The following is a 15,671-nucleotide window of genomic DNA, read 5'->3' on the forward strand; positions in this document are numbered from 1 at the left end:
GTGGAATTGATCGACGGGATCAAAACCTTTGTTGCGGTGGTCGAGACGGGTTCCTTTACCGCAGCGGGGCAGCGGTTGGGGATTTCGGGCAAGCTGGCCAGCAAATATCTGGCGGCGCTGGAAGGGCGGCTGGGGCGGTCGCTGTTGTATCGCACCACGCGGGCGGTTTCGCTGACCGGGGCGGGGGCGGCGTGGCTGCCCCATGCCCGCAAGGTTCTGGCGGCACTGGATGAGGCCGATGCGGCGCTTGATGAAACGGCGGGGGGGCTGTCCGGGCGCTTGCGCATCACCTGCGGCACCACGCTGGGCGAGCTGCTTCTGGCCGATGTGGTGCGCGATTTTACCACGCAGCACCCGCAGGTGCGGGTGGATCTGCTGCTGTCGGATGGGTTCACGGACCTTGCCGCAGGCGGCTTTGATCTGGCGGTGCGCATCGGTGTTGCCAAAGATTCCAGTCTGCGGATGCAGCGGCTGGGCCTGACCCGGCTGCGTGTCGCGGCCAGCCCGGCCTATCTGGCGCAGCACGGCACGCCGCGGAGCATCGGGGCGCTGGCCGATCACCGCATCCTGATCGACCTGAATGCAGAGCAGCCCTATCGCTGGGGGTTCACTGTGGATGCGGCACCGCAGATGGTGTCGGTCAGTGGGACCATGGCCGTGAACAGCGCCTCGGTCACGATCCGGCACGCGCTGGCCGGGGCGGGGCTGGTGCGGGCGCCGGATATTTTTCTGGCCCCGCATCTGGCCAGCGGCGCGCTTGTTCCGGTGCTGGATGCGCTTGCCCCCGAGCCGCTGCCGGTCAGCCTGATGACGCTGCCGACAACATTCCGGCAAAGCAAGATCGCCGGTTTCGCCAAGGTTCTGAGGGCGCATCTGCGGCAGTTGGAGTATTTCAAGGAATGAGGCGCAACACATTGTAAAAAATCCAAAACGATCCAGCCCCTTTCGGCGATTGACAGTCCCTCGCAAAAACTGAACAGTGGTTCAAATCGCCACCAGAGGGAGGAGGGGTGCATGATTACGGTCATCGACTGGATCAACGAATCCGTCGGTCGCATCCTGTCGCTGATTGCCGGGGTTTTTGCGGCAATCATCATTTATGATGTGTTCATGCGTTACGTTCTGGTCGCGCCGACCCCTTGGGGGTTTGACGTGACCAAAATGCTGTATGGCTTTTATTTCGTCATGCTGGGCGGTTACGCGCTGCGCCATCAGGCGCATGTCAAGGTTGACCTGCTGACCGCGACCATGGCCCCCGGCCTGCGCCGTTGGGTTGAAATTGCGGGCTATATCATCTTTTTTCTGCCGTTCAGCATCATGTTCATGCTGTATAGCTGGCAATTCGGGCTGCGGTCGCTGGCGCAGGGGGAAAAGACCTATGGTGCGGTGCAACTGCCGGTCTATCCGCTGAAGCTGGCCATGGGTGTGGCCGCCACGCTGCTGTTCGTTCAGGGCATTTCCGAACTGCTGAAACTGATCCTGCACCGCACCGACCACCTGGAGCCGATGGAGCCGCTGGATGTTCACTGATTTCATCAACAGCGCCATTCCGGTTCTGAACAACGCACTGGGCTGGATGGCCATTCCCGGCATTTCGGGCGAAGGGATCGCGCTGATTATGGCCGGTTTGCTGGTCATTGGCCTGTTCATGGGGCATCCGCTGGCCTTTGTGCTGGGCGGCACCGCCGTTCTGGGGGCCTTCATCGCGGGCAAGCCGATGGTGCTGGGCATCACCATCAACCGCATTTTCGGCGATGTACTGGACAATTTCACCCTGATCGCGATTCCGCTGTTCGTGCTGATGGCGCGGTTCCTGTCGGACAGCGGCGTCACCGACAAGATGTTCGAGGCGCTGCGGCACCTGATGGCCAATGTGCGCGGGGGCTTGGGCCTTGCGGTGGTGTTCATCTCGATCCTGCTCGCGGCAACGACCGGGATCATTGGTGCCTCGATCACCGTCATGGGGGTGATGGCGCTGAAACCGATGCTGCAATACGGCTATGACAAGAAACTGACCACCGGGCTGATCGGGGCGTCGGGCTGTCTGGGCATCCTGATCCCGCCCTCGATCATGCTGATCCTGATGGCCTCCTATGCCCCCGGCCTGTCCGTGGGCGAGTTGTTTGCAGGTGCGCTGATCCCCGGTGTGGCACTGGGGCTGATGTATGGGGTCTATGTTTTCCTGCTGGCCATTTTCCGCCCCGACATGGCCCCCCGCCTGTCGGAAAGCGAACAGATCAGCCGGTCCGCCATGTGGCAGATGCTGATCGTCGAGGCCGTGCCGCCGCTGATCCTGATCCTGGGCATTCTGGGGTCGATGCTGATGGGCATCGCCACCGCGACCGAGGCATCGGCCATCGGCGCCGTGCTGGCGCTGCTGATCGTGATCGTTCGCGGGCGTTTCACCTGGGCGAATTTCTACAGCGCCTTTCTGGAAACCGGCCGCACCTCGGCGATGATCCTGTTCATCGTTGTGGGCGCGACCGCCTTTACCGGCGTGTTCAACATCACCGGCGGGCTAAGCGCGACGCAAAGCCTGATCCGCGGGCTGGCCGACGACCCGAACACGCTGCTGATCGTGATGCTGGTGTCGGTGTTCATCCTGGGCATGTTCCTTGACTGGACCGGCATCGTGCTGCTGTGCTTTCCGATCTTTCTGCCGATCGTGACGGAAATGGGCGTCAGCCCGCTGTGGTTCGTGGTGCTGATGGCTGTCGTGCTGCAAACCAGCTTTCTGTCGCCGCCCTTCGGCTATGCGCTGTTCTATATGCGGGCCATATCGCCGCCCAACATCACCATGGGCGACATCATCAAAGGGGTGATCCCCTTTATCCTGATGATCCTGTTGATGTGTGCGCTGATCGTGCTGTTCCCGGCGCTGGTCACCTGGCTGCCTGAAACGCTGTATAAATAGTTAACGGAGGAGAGATGATGAAAACCACTTTGCTGACCTGCGCTGCGGTTGCTGCTTTGGCTGCCCCGGCGATGGCGGATACCTGGACGATGACCAGCACCTGGCCGTCCTCGCTGGAGCTGGTCGAGAATGACAAGAAGTTTGTCGAAATCGCCAATGCGCTGATCGACCCGGCCGATCTGAAGATCGAGTTTTTCGAGGGTGGCGCACTGGTCCCGGCGGGCGAGGTGTTTGGTGCGGTTGAATCCGGCACCATTCAGGCGGGCGGCGATTGGCCGGGCTATTGGGCCGGGCGCGATGCGGCGTTTTCGCCTCTGGCAACCACGGCCAGCCTGTTCAACGCCGTTGATTACGTTAACTGGATCAAGGGCTGGGGCGGGGATGAGGTCTATAACGAGGTCTATGGCCGGTTCGGCATGGTCTATCTGCCCTATGCCGTGACGAATAATGAATCGGGCTTCCGCACCGTCAACAAGCCGATCCGCACCACTGAAGACCTCAAGGGGATGCGCCTGCGGGTTTCGGGGCTGGAGCAAGGCAAGCTGCTTGAGAAACTCGGCGGCAGTCAGGTGTCCATGGCCGGCGGCGAGATCTATCAGTCGCTTGAACGTGGGGTGATCGACGGGGCGGAATTTTCAACCCCGAACGTTGATCTGTCGGGGGGCTTCCAGCAGGTGACGAAATACTGGTCCACGCCGGGCTGGCACCAGTCGTCCTCGGTCTTTGGGGTGATGATTAACAAGGCCGCATGGGACGCGCTGTCGCCAGGGACGCAGGAAAAACTGAAGATCGCAGCCGATGCGACGATGCTGTGGTCGCTGGCACAGACCGAGAAGCGGGCAACCGAAGCCTATCAGGCATTTCAGGAGGCCGGGACCGAGATCACCCGTCTGGATGATGCGACGCTGGAAAACATTCAGAACATGGCGAACGAAACCATCGTCGAGGTGTCCTGCGCGAATCCGACCTCAGCCAAGGTCTATGCGTCGATGCTGACCTATCTGAACGATTATGCCAAATGGCGCGACGCTTCGGCTCCGTTCAATTTGGGCCGCACGCCGGTTGGGCCGGATCTGGCCAAGATTCAGGAATGTGCGGGCTAAGCCTGTTATCCTGCGCAGGCCGTTCGCGGCCTGCGCGCCCCTTACCCCTTAGCTGCGGCAGGGGGCAGCATAAAGCCCCACCCAATAGAGATAGCCGCCGGGACCATGTGCGACGCCAAAGCCCATGCGGGTCGCCAGCGGGCTTTCCTGATTGACCCGATGATCGGGTGATTCGCGCCACGCGGCCACCGTTGTCAGCGGCTGATCCGTTCCCCAAGCCACGTTTTCTGCCGAAAAGCAGGCGCGATAGCCGCCCGCCCGCAGCCGTTTCATCGGTGTGCGCCCACGGCTGTCGGTATGCGAAACCACATTGCGGCGTGCCAGATCGCAAGCATGGCGCTGCGCGGCGGCATTCAACCCCTGATCCAGCGTCAGTCTGGGCAACCCGGCCTGCTCCCGCATCTGATTCGTGGTCTGAACCAGTGCGTTTACCGCCGACGGCGCAGGGGTTGGGCAGGTCAGTTGCCGGCTGGCATGAGCGGGCAGCGCCGTCAGAATCAGCGTCGCCATCAGGAAAAAGGCTGCGGGAATAGCACCAGATTTCATTCGTAACCTCCGTGTCGCTGCTGTCAGTTCGACCAGCCATAGCTGATACAAGTTAATACGTCGTAAACGACATGGTATTCCAATAAAACTTTAAGATGAAAAAACGAACCGCGAAAATGGTTGAGCGTGTCCTTCGGCTGGCTTAGCAGAAAAGGATGAAGATTCTCTTTCTAGGCGATGTGATGGGCCGTGCCGGGCGGCGCGCGATAACCGAGCGGCTGGCCGGGTTGCGGGCCGAGCTGCGGGCGGATTTCGTTGTGGTGAATGGCGAAAATGCCAGCGGTGGCATGGGCCTGACCGGCGGCCATGCGCAGGCATTGCTGAACGCCGGGGCCGATGTCGTGACCCTGGGCGATCATGCCTTCGATCAGAAAGACATGCTGACCTTTATCGGCAAGGAGCCGCGCATTTTGCGGCCGATGAACTTTGCCAAAGACGCGCCGGGCCGGGGTTTCGGTGTGTTCAGCGATGCGCGCGGCCGCAAGGTTCTGGTCGCGCAGGTGTTGGGGCAGGTGTTTATGAAGCGCCCCTTCGACGACCCGTTCGGGGCGCTGGATCAGGTCTTGCGCGCGCATCCGCCCGGTGGGCTGGTGCAGGCGTCGCTGATTGATTTTCATGCCGAGGCCACCAGCGAAAAGATGGGGGCCGGGCATTTTTGCGACGGTCGTGCCAGCGTGGTGGTCGGCACCCACACCCATGTGCCGACTGCGGATGCGCAGATCCTGCCGCGCGGCACCGCTTATCTGTCCGATGCGGGGATGTGCGGCGATTATGACAGCGTGATCGGCATGGAAAAAACCGAGCCATTACGCCGCTTTGTCACTGGTATGGTGCGGGAACGCTTTACCCCCGCCGAGGGCGAGGCTACGCTGTCCGGCCTGTTGGTGACGACCGATGACAGAACCGGGCTGGCGACGGCGGTTCAGCCGATCCGGCAGGGCGGGCGGCTGGCACCAGCGATGCCTGCAAGCCTCTGACCTTGCGGAATCCCTTGCGGGATTTTAGCGAATAGGCGAAACAGGGGCGCTGGAAATCAGGAAAAGACGATGTTCGGATTTGAACTGACAGGGGCCACCGCTGCAATCTCGACGATGTTTGTCATCGCGGGGATGCTGACGCTGTTTGTGCGTGAGACCTATCCGCCCGAGGTCACGGCGATCCTTGGTGCGGTGGTGCTGCTGGCGCTGGGGATTTTGCCGGTCAGCAGTATCTCGGGGGTGCTGTCGAACAGCGCGCCATGGACGATTGCCTTTATGTTCGTGATCGTCGGCGGGCTGGTGCGCACCGGCGCGCTGGAATGGATCGGGCAGAAGGCTGCGGCCCATGCGGGGGCGCGCCCGGTGATGACGCTGGGGATGATCTCGGTCGTGGTGGTGGCCATGTCGGCTTTCGTCAACAACACGCCGCTGGTCGTAGTGATGATGCCGATTTTCATGCAGCTTGCCAAAGAGATGCAGACAGCCCCTTCCAAGCTGTTGATGCCGCTGTCTTATCTGTCGATCCTCGGCGGCACGGTGACGCTGATCGGCACCTCGACCAACCTGTTGGTGGACGGGGTGGCGGCCAAGGCAGGGATGGAGCATTTCGGCATTTTCGAAATCACCCCGGTTGGCATTATCATGGCGATTGTCGGTGTGGGCTATCTGCTGTTGGTTGCGCCGAAGCTGCTGCCGGAGCGGGCCTCGATGTCGGCGCTGTTGTCTGGCACGCGCTCGCAGATGAAGTTCTTTACCGAGGTGGCGATCCCCGAGGGTTCCAACCTGATTGGCAAGGCGCTGAAGGATGTGGATATTTTCACCCGCCAGCCCGCCCGTGTGATTGACGTGCTGCGCGGCGATGCCTCGCTGCGGCGCGATCTGGATGCGGTGCTGCTGGAGGCGGGCGACCGTGTGGTGCTGCGCACGCCGATGTCCGAAGTGCTTGGGATTCAGGCGCATAAAGACCTGCGCAGCGTGGATAAGCTGTCCTCGGTTCAGACCTCGACGGTCGAGGTGCTGATTACGCCGGGCTGCCATATGATCGGCCGCAGTCTTGGGTCCATGCGGCTGCGGCGGCGCTATGGCGTCTATGTGCTGGCCGCGCATCGCCGTAACCAGAACATTGGCCGTCAGCTTGACGATCTGGTGGTGCGCGTGGGCGATACGCTGCTGCTGGAGGGCACCGCAGAGGATATTCAACGCCTGTCCGCTGATATGGAGATGGTCGAGGTCGCCGCCCCGACAGAGCGCGCCTATCGCCGCCGCCACGCGCCCATCGTGGTGCTGACCCTGCTGACGGTGGTGGGGCTGTCGGCGCTGGATGTCGCGCCGATCCTGTTGTTGTCTTTCATTGGCATGGCGGTGGTGCTGGTGACGCGCAGTATCGACGCGGACGAGGCTCTTGGCTATGTCGATGGACGGCTGATGGCGCTGATCTTCGGGATGCTGGCCGTTGGCGCAGGGCTGGAAAACTCGGGCGCGGTCGAGATGATTGTGGGCTGGTTTGCACCCTGGCTGGAAACGCTGCCGTCATGGGCGCTGATTCTGGCGGTCTATGTGCTGGCCTCGACGCTGACGGAACTGGTGACGAACAATGCCGTGGCGGTGATTATCACCCCGGTGGCGATCACGCTGGGGCATCATCTTGGCGTTGATCCGCGCGGGCTGGTCGTCGCAGTGATGATGGGGGCCAGCGCCAGCTTTGCGACGCCGATCGGCTATCAGACCAATACGCTGGTTTATGGGCCGGGCGGCTATCGCTTTGCCGACTTTATCAAGGTGGGGATGCCGCTGAACATTATCATGGCTTTTGTGGCCGCGGCGGCGATTCCGATCTTTTTCCCGCTGTAATCCCGGCTGCGGGGCGCTTGCCCCGCGCCTTTGCTCGCGCTAGGAACGCGCCAATCCGAAGAACACAGAGGTAATACCATGGCGGGCCATTCCAAATGGGCCAATATTCAGCACCGCAAAGGTCGTCAGGACGCCGCGCGGTCCAAGCTGTTTTCCAAGCTGGCCAAGGAAATCACCGTTGCCGCAAAGATGGGCGACCCCGATCCTGAGAAGAACCCGCGTCTGCGCCTTGCGGTCAAGGAAGCGCGCTCGAACTCGGTCCCCAAGGATGTGATCGACCGTGCGATCAAGAAATCGCAGGGCGGTGACGCGGAAAACTATGATGAGATCCGTTATGAAGGTTACGGCCCGAACGGCATTGCGATCATTGTCGAGGCGATGACCGACAATCGCAACCGCACCGCGTCCAATGTGCGCAGCTATTTCACCAAATCGGGCGGTGATCTTGGGCAGACGGGTTCCGTCAGCTTCATGTTCGACCGGGTGGGCGAGATCATGTATCCCGCCAGCGTGGGCGATGCCGATACGGTGATGATGGCCGCGATTGAGGCGGGCGCGGATGACGTGGAATCCGATGAGGAAGGCCACTGGATCTATTGTGCTGACACCGCGCTGAATGAGGTCTCGACCGCGCTTGAGGCCGCGTTGGGCGAATCGGAAACCGCCAAGCTGATCTGGAAGCCGCAGGCCCCGACCGAGATCACCAGCCTTGAGGATGCGCAAAAGCTGATGCGCCTGATCGAAACGCTGGAGGATGACGACGACGTGCAGACCGTCACCGGAAATTTCGACCTGTCCGAAGACGTGGCCGCGCAGTTGTAAGTGGTCGGCGACATGCGCAGAAAGGGGCCGTAACGGCCCCTTTTCCAATGCTCGGGTTCAACGATCCGGTGCGGTCCAGTTTTCGGGGCGCGGCTGGAACCGGCGCAGGATCAAACCAAGCAGCACGCCGGTGCCAATGGCGATGGTCAGATCCGCCAGCACCGTCAGCAACAGCGTGATAACCAGCAGGGCAAGCTGCGGGCGGGGCAGGGACAGGTGGTGCCGCCATTTCTGCGGCTCGGTCATGTTCCATGCGGTCAGCAGCAACAGCCCGGCCAGCGCGGGCATGGCCAGTTGCCCGGCCAGCGGCGCGGCGACGATCATTGTCACCAGCACCGTTGCCGCATGAATGATCCCGGCGACCGGGCTGCGGGCGCCGGCCTTGATGTTCGTTGCGGTGCGGGCCAGCGCCCCGGTGGCGGGCAGCCCGCCGAACAGGGCGGACCCAAGGTTCGCCGACCCCTGTGCCATGACCTCGGCATTGGGGCGGTGGCGCTGGCCGGTCATACGATCCGCGACCAGTGCCGACAGCAGCGATTCGACCCCGGCCAGAAAGGCAATGACCAGTGCCGAGGGTAACAGCTCGACCAGCCGCGCGACTGAAAGATCGGGGATATGTGGCATGGGCAGGTGGTTGGGCAGATCGCCAAAGCGTGACTGGATCGTATCCACCGGCAAATCCAGCGCGACCGCCAGTGCGGATGCCGCCCCGACCGCGACGATCAACCCAGGAAAGCGCGGAAACGCCCTGCGCAGCACGGTAATCAGCGCCACGGTCAATGCCGCGATTGCGACCGCAGGCCATGAAACTGTCGCCCGCGCATCCCATAACGCGGCCAGCTTGGGCAGGAACTCGGCCGGGGCCGGTGCGGCAAGGCGCAGGCCGAACAGATCGGGCAACTGACTGGTGGCAATGATGATACCGATGCCGATGGTGAAACCGTCGATGACAGGTTCCGGCACATATGTCACCAGCCGCCCAAGGCGCAACAGCCCCGCCGCAATCAGGATCAGCCCGGCCATGAACGTGGCGATGACCAGCCCGCCCATGCCATGCGCGGCGGCAATCCCCGCGACCACGACGATAAACGCCCCGGTCGGTCCGCCGATCTGCACCTTTGACCCGCCAAGCGCCGAGATCAGGAACCCGGCCACCACCGCCGTGACCAGCCCCGCACCCGGCGGTGCACCAGAGGCAATGGCGATGGCAAGGCTCAGCGGGATGGCAACCATGGCGACGGTCACGCCTGCCAGCCCGTCGGCCAGCAGGTCCGCGCGTTTGTAGCCGATCAGAGAGGACAGAATTTCGGGCTTCATCTTGGCCCGAAACTTGCATAACCATTGGGGAACGCTCAAGGGTTTTATGATGCTATCCTTTCCCGACCTGTTAACCGGATTTTTCACCAGCCTGTCGCTGATTCTGGCGATCGGGGCGCAGAACGCCTTTGTGCTGAAGCAAGGGTTGTTGCGTCAGCATGTATTTGCGGTCTGCGCCTTTTGCGCGATTTCCGATGCGCTGCTGATTGCTGCCGGAGTGGCCGGGGCCGGGGCGCTGACGCAGCGGGTGCCGTGGCTGATGCAGGTGATGCGCTGGGGCGGGGCGGCGTTTCTGTTGTGGTATGGCTGGCGCAGTTTCAGGTCTGCGATGGTGGCTGACGCCGCGCTGCGGGCTGAGGGGCAGGCCCCGCGCAGCCTGTGGGCGACGCTGGGGATTATTGCCGCGCTGACGTGGGCGAACCCGCATGTCTATCTGGATACGGTGGTGCTGGTCGGCTCGATCTCGGCGCAGGCGGCGGACCGGCTGGCCTTTGCGGTGGGGGCGATGGCGGCCTCGGGCGTGTTCTTTTTCAGCCTCGGTTATGGGGCGCGGCTGCTGGCCCCGGTGTTTGCACAGCCCCGCGCGTGGCAGGTGCTGGATGTGCTGGTCGGCGCTATCATGTGGTCGATTGCAGCGGGGCTGATCTTTTACGGCTGATTTTCAGGGGGCGACCCGGCCAGCCGTGCCAGCAGGCCAGCGCGGGTGATGCGCCCGCCGCCCGCCAGTGGAAGCGCCTCAGTTCCGGCCAGAAGCGCCGCGACCTGCTGCAAGGGCATATCCGGGGCGACCGGCTGGCCGCTGGCCTCGCCCGGTTCTGCCAGATCGCCCGCCCGCAGAACCGCCAGCGGGTTCATATGGGCGACGAAATCGGCTACATAATCATTGGCGGGCCGGGCGATGATGTCGCGGGCGGTGCCGCACTGGACGATGCGCCCGCCTTCCATCAGCGCGATGCGGTCGCCCAGTTTGAAGGCTTCGTCCAGATCGTGACTGACAAAGATGATGCTGCGGCGGTTGCGGGCCTGCATCTCCAGCAACTCGTCTTGCAGGCGGGTGCGGATCAGCGGGTCCAGCGCACTGAACGGTTCGTCCATCAGCAGAACCGGGGCCTGTGTGGCAAAGGCACGGGCAAGGCCAACGCGCTGCTGCATCCCGCCGGACAGCTCGCCCACCTTACAGTCAGCCCAAGCGGCCAGGCCAACGGTGGCCAGTTCTGCATCCACCCGCGCGGCGCGGTCGCGCAGTCCTGCCAGTTCCAGCCCAAGGCCAACATTATCACGCACGCTGCGCCATGGCAGCAGGCCGAATTGCTGAAACACCATCGACACGCTGCGCAACCGGATGTCGCGCAACAGGCGGGGGCTGGCCTGCGTGACCGAGACCATGCCGCCGTTGCGCCGGATGCGCACCTCGCCCCGGCACACCGGGTTCAGCGCATTAACCGCCCGCAGCAGGGTCGATTTCCCCGATCCCGACAGGCCCATCAGCACAAGGATTTCGCCTTGTGGCAGGGTCAGGCTGCAATCATGCACACCAAGCACCTGTCCGGTTTCGGCTTTGATGGTTTCCCGATCCGCACCCGCATCCATCAGCGGCAGGGCGCGTTCGGGGCGTGGGCCGAACACCACGCTGACCCGTTCGAACTCGACCGCGTTCATTTGCGCCTCTCGATGCGCAGGGCGCGGTCAAGGACGATGGCAAGGATCGCGATGACCAGCCCGGCCTCGACCCCCAAGGCGGTGTTCAGCGTGTTGATGGCCCGCAGGATCGGCACCCCGAGGCCGGGAGCGGCGACCATGGCGGCAATGACCACCATCGACAGCGACAGCATGATCGTTTGGGTCAGCCCGGCCATGATCTGCGGCAGGGCGCTTGGCAGCTCGACCTTCCATAACAGTTGCCGGGGCGAGGCGCCAAAGGCGCGGGCGGCCTCGGTCAGCGCGGGCGGGGTTTGGGTGATGCCAAGATGTGTCAGCCGGATTGGCGCGGGCAGGGCAAAGACGATGGTGGCAATCAGCCCGGCGACCATGCCAAGGCCAAAGAACACAATCGCCGGGATCAGATAGACAAAGGTGGGCATGGTCTGCATCAGGTCCAGCACCGGGCGGACCCAGGCGTAAAGCCGGGGCCGGTGAGCGCAGGCAATGCCGATGGGAACGCCCAACCCCATGCAGATCAGGCAGGCGGCCAGCACCAGCGTCAGCGTCTGCATCGTGGCGTCCCAATAGCCTTGGTTCAGGATGAACAGCAGCCCCGCCGCAACGATCAGGCAGACCGTCCAGCGCCGTTGTGCGAACCACACGGCCAGCACCACCAGCAGGATCAGCACCAGCGGATGCGGAGCCATCAGCAGCCAGAGGATCGCCCCGGTCAGTGCCGTAATCCCGGTTGCGATTGCATCAAAGACCGGCGCGCCATGCGCGGCCAGCCAGTCAATCAGCCCGTTGGCCCATGTGCCGACCGGGATTTTTTTGCCGGTCAGCCAATCCATCACCATGCCTTGCCCCGTTGCTTGTCCGGGGATGCCTTAGCCGATCATGCCGGGCGGGGAAAGATTTAGCCCGCCAGCGCGGCGCTGACGACGGTCACGGCATTGTCGCCATCGAACGTCGTCACCCCGTCCAGCCAGTTGATGACCTGATCGGGGTTGGCCTTCATCCAGTCCAGCGCAGCGCGGGTGGGGTCGGTGCCGTCATTCAGGATCGCGCCCATGATCTGATTTTCCATCGGCAGGGTGAAGCGCAGGTTCTGCACCAGCCTGCCAAGGTTGGGACATTCCTGCGCCAGTCCTTTACGGGTGTTGGTGAACACCTGAGCGCCGCCGAGATCGGAGCCAAAAACCTCATCGCCGCCTTCCAGATAGGTCATCTGATAGGCTTCATTCATCGGATGCGGTTCCCAGCCAAGGAACACCACCGGCTTGCCTGCACGGTCGGCACGGGCGACCTGTGCCAGCATCCCTTGTTCGCTGGATTCGACCACCTCGAAGGTGCCAAGCCCGAACTTGTCCCCGGCCACCATTTTCAGCATCAGCTCATTGCCGTCATTGCCCGGCTCGATCGCGTAAAGTTGGCCGTTCAAGGCGTCCTTATGCGCGGCAATATCGGCAAAACTGCGGATGCCAAGATCGGCCCCGGCCTTGTTGGTAGCCAGCGTGTATTTTGCGCCGATCAGGTTCGGGCCGTAAACCTCGATACTGCCGGAGTCGGTGAAAGGCCCGATCAGCGCGGTTTGCGTCGGCATCCAGTTGCCAAGGAATACATCAATGTCGCCCTTGGCCAGCGCGGTAAATGTGACCGGCACCGACAGCACTTTGGTGTCGGGCTGATAGCCAAGCTGCGTCAGCAGGTTCGAGGCCACCGCCGTGGTCGCGGTAATATCGGTCCAGCCCACATCCGACAGGTTCACCCGGCGACAATCGGCGGGATCGGCGGCCAGCGCCTGACCGGCAAGAGTGGTCATAAGCAAAGCGGCCAAAGCAGGACGGAACATGGATCACCTCGGAATTGTATCCGGGGGATTAAAGGTGGCTTGCCCCGGCTTTGCAACCCGGTTTGCGGGGCGGTTTGGGGCAAATGCGCTTGCAGTCGCGGGGAACTGCGGAAATGCTGGCCGCAAAATATCGTGAAAGATCCGTTATGCTGAATCGCCTGCGCCGCTCTGGCTCGCTGTCGGACTGGCCGCGCCCGGCGCGGGTGGCGGCGTTGCTGTTGGTCTCGGGCGTGATGGTGGGGCTGATGGTGGCGGTGCGGCTGCCCGCTGTCTTTCTGCTTGGCCCGCTGGTCGCGGCAATCTGGCTGGCGACGCGGGGCATCGGGCTGAGCGTCCCGCGCAAAGGGTTCGTCGCCGCGCAGGGTGTGGTTGGCATGATGATTGCTGGTAACATGCCCGCCGAAATTTTTGCCGAACTGGCTGCCGACTGGCCTGCGTTCCTGTTCGGCACGCTGTCGATACTGGCGGTCTCGGGGCTGCTCGGCTGGTTGATCCAGCGCCGGGGCGTGCTGCCGGGGTCAACGGCCGTCTGGGGGATCGCGCCCGGTGCGGCATCCGCCATGGTCATCATGTCCGAGGATTATCAGGCCGATATGCGGCTGGTGGCGTTCATGCAATACCTGCGTATGGTTTGCTGCGCCTTCAGTGCCGCGCTGCTGGCGCTTTTGATCGGAGAGCCGGGCGGCACCCCAGCCGTATCCGCCCCCGCACCGCTGTGGCAAGGCGTGGGTTCGGTCGGCATCGGCGTCGGGCTGGCGCTGCTTGGGGTGCGGTTGCGGTTGCCGGGGGGCGGGATGCTGCTGCCGCTGCTGACCGGGCTGGGGCTGAGCCTTGGCGGGGTCTGGCACATCGCCCTGCCAGCGCCGGTTCTGGCGGCCAGCTATGCGGTGATCGGCTGGACCGTCGGGCTGCGCTTTACGGGTGAGGTGCTGCGCCACGCCGCCCGCGCCTTTCCCATCGTGCTGGCGGCAATTGCGGCACTGCTGCTGGCATCCGGGCTGGTGGCATGGGGGCTGGTGGTCATGCTGGAGGTTGACCCGCTGACCGCCTGGCTGGCGGCGCTGCCGGGGGGCGCGGACAGCATCGCCATTATTGCCTCCAGCACGCAAGTGGACCTGCCCTTTGTCATGGCGATGCAGGTCGGGCGGTTTCTGGCGGTGCTGGCCTTTGGACCGCTGATGGCGCGGGCGCTGGCGCGGCGGGGGGTGTCGCGCTAGGCTGGTGCGGCAACAAGGAAAGGATCGGGCCATGGCGCCGGTCGGCTTTCGGATCGTCTCGGGGCACGGGACCGTTCAGGCAGAGATTTCCTGCAATGGCGAACACGCCGGGCAGGGGGATTACTTTGCCACTGTCACCATTCGCGGCCAGATGCAGGGGCAGCCGGTTTACGGGATCGACCCGGTGCAGGCGCTGACCCTTGGGCTGCGGCTGATTGAGGATCTGACGCAGGACCAGCGCGCAGCCGCCGCCGATGCGGGCGAGGTCTGGCGGCTGGAGGCATGGCAGCCATGAAGAAGGCGGCCCCGAAAGGCCGCCCCAGAGATTGTTTCCGGTGATTACTGCGGCATCTGCGCCGTAATCCCCTCAACGAAAAAGTTCATGCTGGACAGGTCCGCATCCGAGGCGGTTTCGCCCTCAGCCAGCCACGCGCTGCCGTCCTGCTTGTTCAGCGGGCCGGTGAACGGGTGGTATTCACCCGCCGCGATCTGGTCACGCAGAGCCTCGGCCTCGGCCTTGACTTCGGCGGGAACAGCGTCGGTGATTTCACCGATCACGACCTCGCCATCACCGATCCCCAGCCAGACATGCTGTGATTCCCAGGTGTTGTTCAGCACATCGTTCACGCGCTTGATGTAATAGGGCGACCATTCGTCGATGATCGAGGCCAGCCGCGGCGCGGGAGCAAAGTTCGACATATCGCTGGCCTGACCAAAGCCGTAAACGCCTGCTTCCTGAGCCTTGGCCAAGGGCGCAGTGGAATCGGTGTGCTGCAAGATCACATCGACGCCCTCCGCGATCAGCGCAGCGGCGGCATCGGCCTCTTTGGTGGGGTCGAACCAGCTATAGGCCCACACCACCCGCATTTCGACATCCGGGTTCACCTTCTTTGCGTGAATGAAGCTGCTGTTGATGCCCTGAACCACCTCGGGGATCGGGAACGACCCGATATAGCCGATCTTGTTGGATTTCGTCATCCGGCCCGCGATGGTGCCAAGCACGGCGCGGCCCTCATAGAAGCGGGCGTCATAGGCGGACACGTTCGGCGCGGTCTTATAGCCGGTCGCGTGTTCGAACTTCACATCCGGGAACTTGGCTGCGACGTTCTGCACCGGGTCCATAAAGCCAAAGCTGGTGGCAAAGATCAGCTTGTTCCCGGCCAGCGCAAGCTGGGTCAGGGCGCGTTCGGCATCGGCGCCTTCGGGGACCGATTCGATGAAGGTGGTCTGCACGCGGTCGCCGAATTCGGCCTCGATGGCCTGACGGGCCTGATCGTGCTGATAGGTCCAGCCGCCATCGCCCACCGGACCAACATAGATAAAGCCGATCTTCAGCGGCTCGTCCTGTGCAAAGGCGGGCAGGGCGGTGGCCAGCGACAGCGCGACGGCGCTGGTCAAAAGGGTTCTGCGTTTCATGTGACCTCTCTCTGT

General features: G+C 63.2%; 16 protein-coding genes. 10 read left to right on the forward strand and 6 right to left on the reverse strand.

Annotation, left to right across the window (positions count from 1 at the left end):
- From Q4G24_RS04830 to dctP, 4 genes are all read left to right on the forward strand, one after another.
- On the forward strand, window positions 1-903 hold the full coding sequence (locus tag Q4G24_RS04830; protein WP_303365374.1) for a LysR family transcriptional regulator: 903 nt from the start codon (window positions 1-3) through the stop codon (window positions 901-903).
- A 111-nt stretch (window positions 904-1,014) separates the two neighbouring features.
- Complete coding sequence (locus tag Q4G24_RS04835; RefSeq protein ID WP_303365375.1) at window positions 1,015-1,530, forward strand: TRAP transporter small permease subunit; 516 nt, start codon at window positions 1,015-1,017, stop codon at window positions 1,528-1,530.
- A 61-nt stretch (window positions 1,531-1,591) separates the two neighbouring features.
- Window positions 1,592-2,914: a TRAP transporter large permease subunit gene (locus Q4G24_RS04840; protein ID WP_303365407.1), complete on the forward strand. Its 1,323-nt coding sequence runs from the start codon at window positions 1,592-1,594 to the stop codon at window positions 2,912-2,914.
- A 17-nt stretch (window positions 2,915-2,931) separates the two neighbouring features.
- The gene (gene dctP / locus Q4G24_RS04845) at window positions 2,932-4,017 is read left to right on the forward strand and encodes a TRAP transporter substrate-binding protein DctP (protein WP_303365376.1); all 1,086 of its coding nucleotides are present in this window, start codon (window positions 2,932-2,934) and stop codon (window positions 4,015-4,017) included.
- Between the two features lie 48 nt (window positions 4,018-4,065).
- Here the strand turns inward: dctP and Q4G24_RS04850 are convergent, their stop codons facing one another.
- Window positions 4,066-4,563 (reverse strand): CAP domain-containing protein, encoded by a 498-nt coding sequence (locus Q4G24_RS04850; protein ID WP_303365377.1) that lies wholly within the window; start codon window positions 4,561-4,563, stop codon window positions 4,066-4,068.
- Window positions 4,564-4,718: 155 nt separating this feature from the next.
- On the opposite strand from Q4G24_RS04850, the gene Q4G24_RS04855 reads away from it, so the two are divergent.
- The 3 genes from Q4G24_RS04855 to Q4G24_RS04865 all read left to right on the forward strand — a co-directional run bounded on the left by Q4G24_RS04855 (window position 4,719) and on the right by Q4G24_RS04865 (window position 8,213).
- Entirely contained in the window at window positions 4,719-5,540 is an 822-nt protein-coding gene (locus tag Q4G24_RS04855) for a TIGR00282 family metallophosphoesterase (RefSeq protein WP_303365378.1), read from the forward strand.
- Between the two features lie 69 nt (window positions 5,541-5,609).
- Window positions 5,610-7,391, forward strand: a complete 1,782-nt coding sequence (locus Q4G24_RS04860; RefSeq protein WP_303365379.1) for an SLC13 family permease — start codon at window positions 5,610-5,612, stop codon at window positions 7,389-7,391.
- Window positions 7,392-7,469: 78 nt separating this feature from the next.
- Complete coding sequence (locus Q4G24_RS04865; protein WP_303365380.1) at window positions 7,470-8,213, forward strand: YebC/PmpR family DNA-binding transcriptional regulator; 744 nt, start codon at window positions 7,470-7,472, stop codon at window positions 8,211-8,213.
- Window positions 8,214-8,270: 57 nt separating this feature from the next.
- On the opposite strand, the gene Q4G24_RS04870 is transcribed toward Q4G24_RS04865, so the two are convergent.
- Window positions 8,271-9,530, reverse strand: coding sequence for a SulP family inorganic anion transporter (locus tag Q4G24_RS04870; RefSeq protein WP_303365381.1), 1,260 nt, complete (start codon window positions 9,528-9,530; stop codon window positions 8,271-8,273).
- Between the two features lie 46 nt (window positions 9,531-9,576).
- On the opposite strand from Q4G24_RS04870, the gene Q4G24_RS04875 reads away from it, so the two are divergent.
- Window positions 9,577-10,188 carry a LysE/ArgO family amino acid transporter gene (locus Q4G24_RS04875; protein ID WP_303365382.1) on the forward strand — a complete coding sequence of 204 codons (612 nt, stop codon included), beginning with the start codon at window positions 9,577-9,579 and terminating at the stop codon, window positions 10,186-10,188.
- On the opposite strand, the gene Q4G24_RS04880 is transcribed toward Q4G24_RS04875, so the two are convergent.
- The 3 genes from Q4G24_RS04880 to choX all read right to left on the reverse strand — a co-directional run bounded on the left by Q4G24_RS04880 (window position 10,179) and on the right by choX (window position 13,023).
- Window positions 10,179-11,189 carry a glycine betaine/L-proline ABC transporter ATP-binding protein gene (locus Q4G24_RS04880; protein ID WP_303365383.1) on the reverse strand — a complete coding sequence of 337 codons (1,011 nt, stop codon included), beginning with the start codon at window positions 11,187-11,189 and terminating at the stop codon, window positions 10,179-10,181. The genes Q4G24_RS04875 and Q4G24_RS04880 overlap by 10 nt on opposite strands.
- A complete protein-coding gene (gene choW, locus Q4G24_RS04885; RefSeq protein ID WP_303365384.1) occupies window positions 11,186-12,022 on the reverse strand; it encodes a choline ABC transporter permease subunit in 837 nt (278 codons plus the stop codon). Before choW ends, Q4G24_RS04880 begins: the two co-directional genes overlap by 4 nt.
- Window positions 12,023-12,087: 65 nt before the next feature.
- On the reverse strand, window positions 12,088-13,023 hold the full coding sequence (gene choX / locus Q4G24_RS04890; protein ID WP_303365385.1) for a choline ABC transporter substrate-binding protein: 936 nt from the start codon (window positions 13,021-13,023) through the stop codon (window positions 12,088-12,090).
- Window positions 13,024-13,169: 146 nt separating this feature from the next.
- On the opposite strand from choX, the gene Q4G24_RS04895 reads away from it, so the two are divergent.
- Together Q4G24_RS04895 and Q4G24_RS04900 are read left to right on the forward strand one after the other, a co-directional pair.
- Window positions 13,170-14,240, forward strand: coding sequence for an AbrB family transcriptional regulator (locus Q4G24_RS04895; RefSeq protein WP_303365386.1), 1,071 nt, complete (start codon window positions 13,170-13,172; stop codon window positions 14,238-14,240).
- 31 nt (window positions 14,241-14,271) lie between these two features.
- On the forward strand, window positions 14,272-14,535 hold the full coding sequence (locus Q4G24_RS04900) for a hypothetical protein (RefSeq protein ID WP_303365387.1): 264 nt from the start codon (window positions 14,272-14,274) through the stop codon (window positions 14,533-14,535).
- 44 nt (window positions 14,536-14,579) lie between these two features.
- Here Q4G24_RS04900 and Q4G24_RS04905 read toward each other — a convergent pair whose 3' ends face one another.
- A complete protein-coding gene (locus tag Q4G24_RS04905) occupies window positions 14,580-15,656 on the reverse strand; it encodes a BMP family ABC transporter substrate-binding protein (protein ID WP_303365388.1) in 1,077 nt (358 codons plus the stop codon).
- Window positions 15,657-15,671 lie beyond the last annotated feature (15 nt).

Source organism: Paracoccus sp. (in: a-proteobacteria) (assembly GCF_030538695.1).
GTDB lineage: Bacteria > Pseudomonadota > Alphaproteobacteria > Rhodobacterales > Rhodobacteraceae > Paracoccus.

Coding starts and splice junctions, on each gene's coding strand:
- Q4G24_RS04835 (WP_303365375.1), top strand. CDS start 1,015: ATGATTACGGTCATCGACTGGATCAACGAATCCGTCGGTCGCATCCTG.
- dctP (WP_303365376.1), top strand. CDS start 2,932: ATGAAAACCACTTTGCTGACCTGCGCTGCGGTTGCTGCTTTGGCTGCC.
- Q4G24_RS04850 (WP_303365377.1), bottom strand. CDS start 4,563: ATGAAATCTGGTGCTATTCCCGCAGCCTTTTTCCTGATGGCGACGCTG.
- Q4G24_RS04855 (WP_303365378.1), top strand. CDS start 4,719: ATGAAGATTCTCTTTCTAGGCGATGTGATGGGCCGTGCCGGGCGGCGC.
- Q4G24_RS04860 (WP_303365379.1), top strand. CDS start 5,610: ATGTTCGGATTTGAACTGACAGGGGCCACCGCTGCAATCTCGACGATG.
- Q4G24_RS04865 (WP_303365380.1), top strand. CDS start 7,470: ATGGCGGGCCATTCCAAATGGGCCAATATTCAGCACCGCAAAGGTCGT.
- Q4G24_RS04870 (WP_303365381.1), bottom strand. CDS start 9,530: ATGAAGCCCGAAATTCTGTCCTCTCTGATCGGCTACAAACGCGCGGAC.
- Q4G24_RS04875 (WP_303365382.1), top strand. CDS start 9,577: ATGATGCTATCCTTTCCCGACCTGTTAACCGGATTTTTCACCAGCCTG.
- Q4G24_RS04880 (WP_303365383.1), bottom strand. CDS start 11,189: ATGAACGCGGTCGAGTTCGAACGGGTCAGCGTGGTGTTCGGCCCACGC.
- choW (WP_303365384.1), bottom strand. CDS start 12,022: ATGGATTGGCTGACCGGCAAAAAAATCCCGGTCGGCACATGGGCCAAC.
- choX (WP_303365385.1), bottom strand. CDS start 13,023: ATGTTCCGTCCTGCTTTGGCCGCTTTGCTTATGACCACTCTTGCCGGT.
- Q4G24_RS04895 (WP_303365386.1), top strand. CDS start 13,170: ATGCTGAATCGCCTGCGCCGCTCTGGCTCGCTGTCGGACTGGCCGCGC.
- Q4G24_RS04900 (WP_303365387.1), top strand. CDS start 14,272: ATGGCGCCGGTCGGCTTTCGGATCGTCTCGGGGCACGGGACCGTTCAG.
- Q4G24_RS04905 (WP_303365388.1), bottom strand. CDS start 15,656: ATGAAACGCAGAACCCTTTTGACCAGCGCCGTCGCGCTGTCGCTGGCC.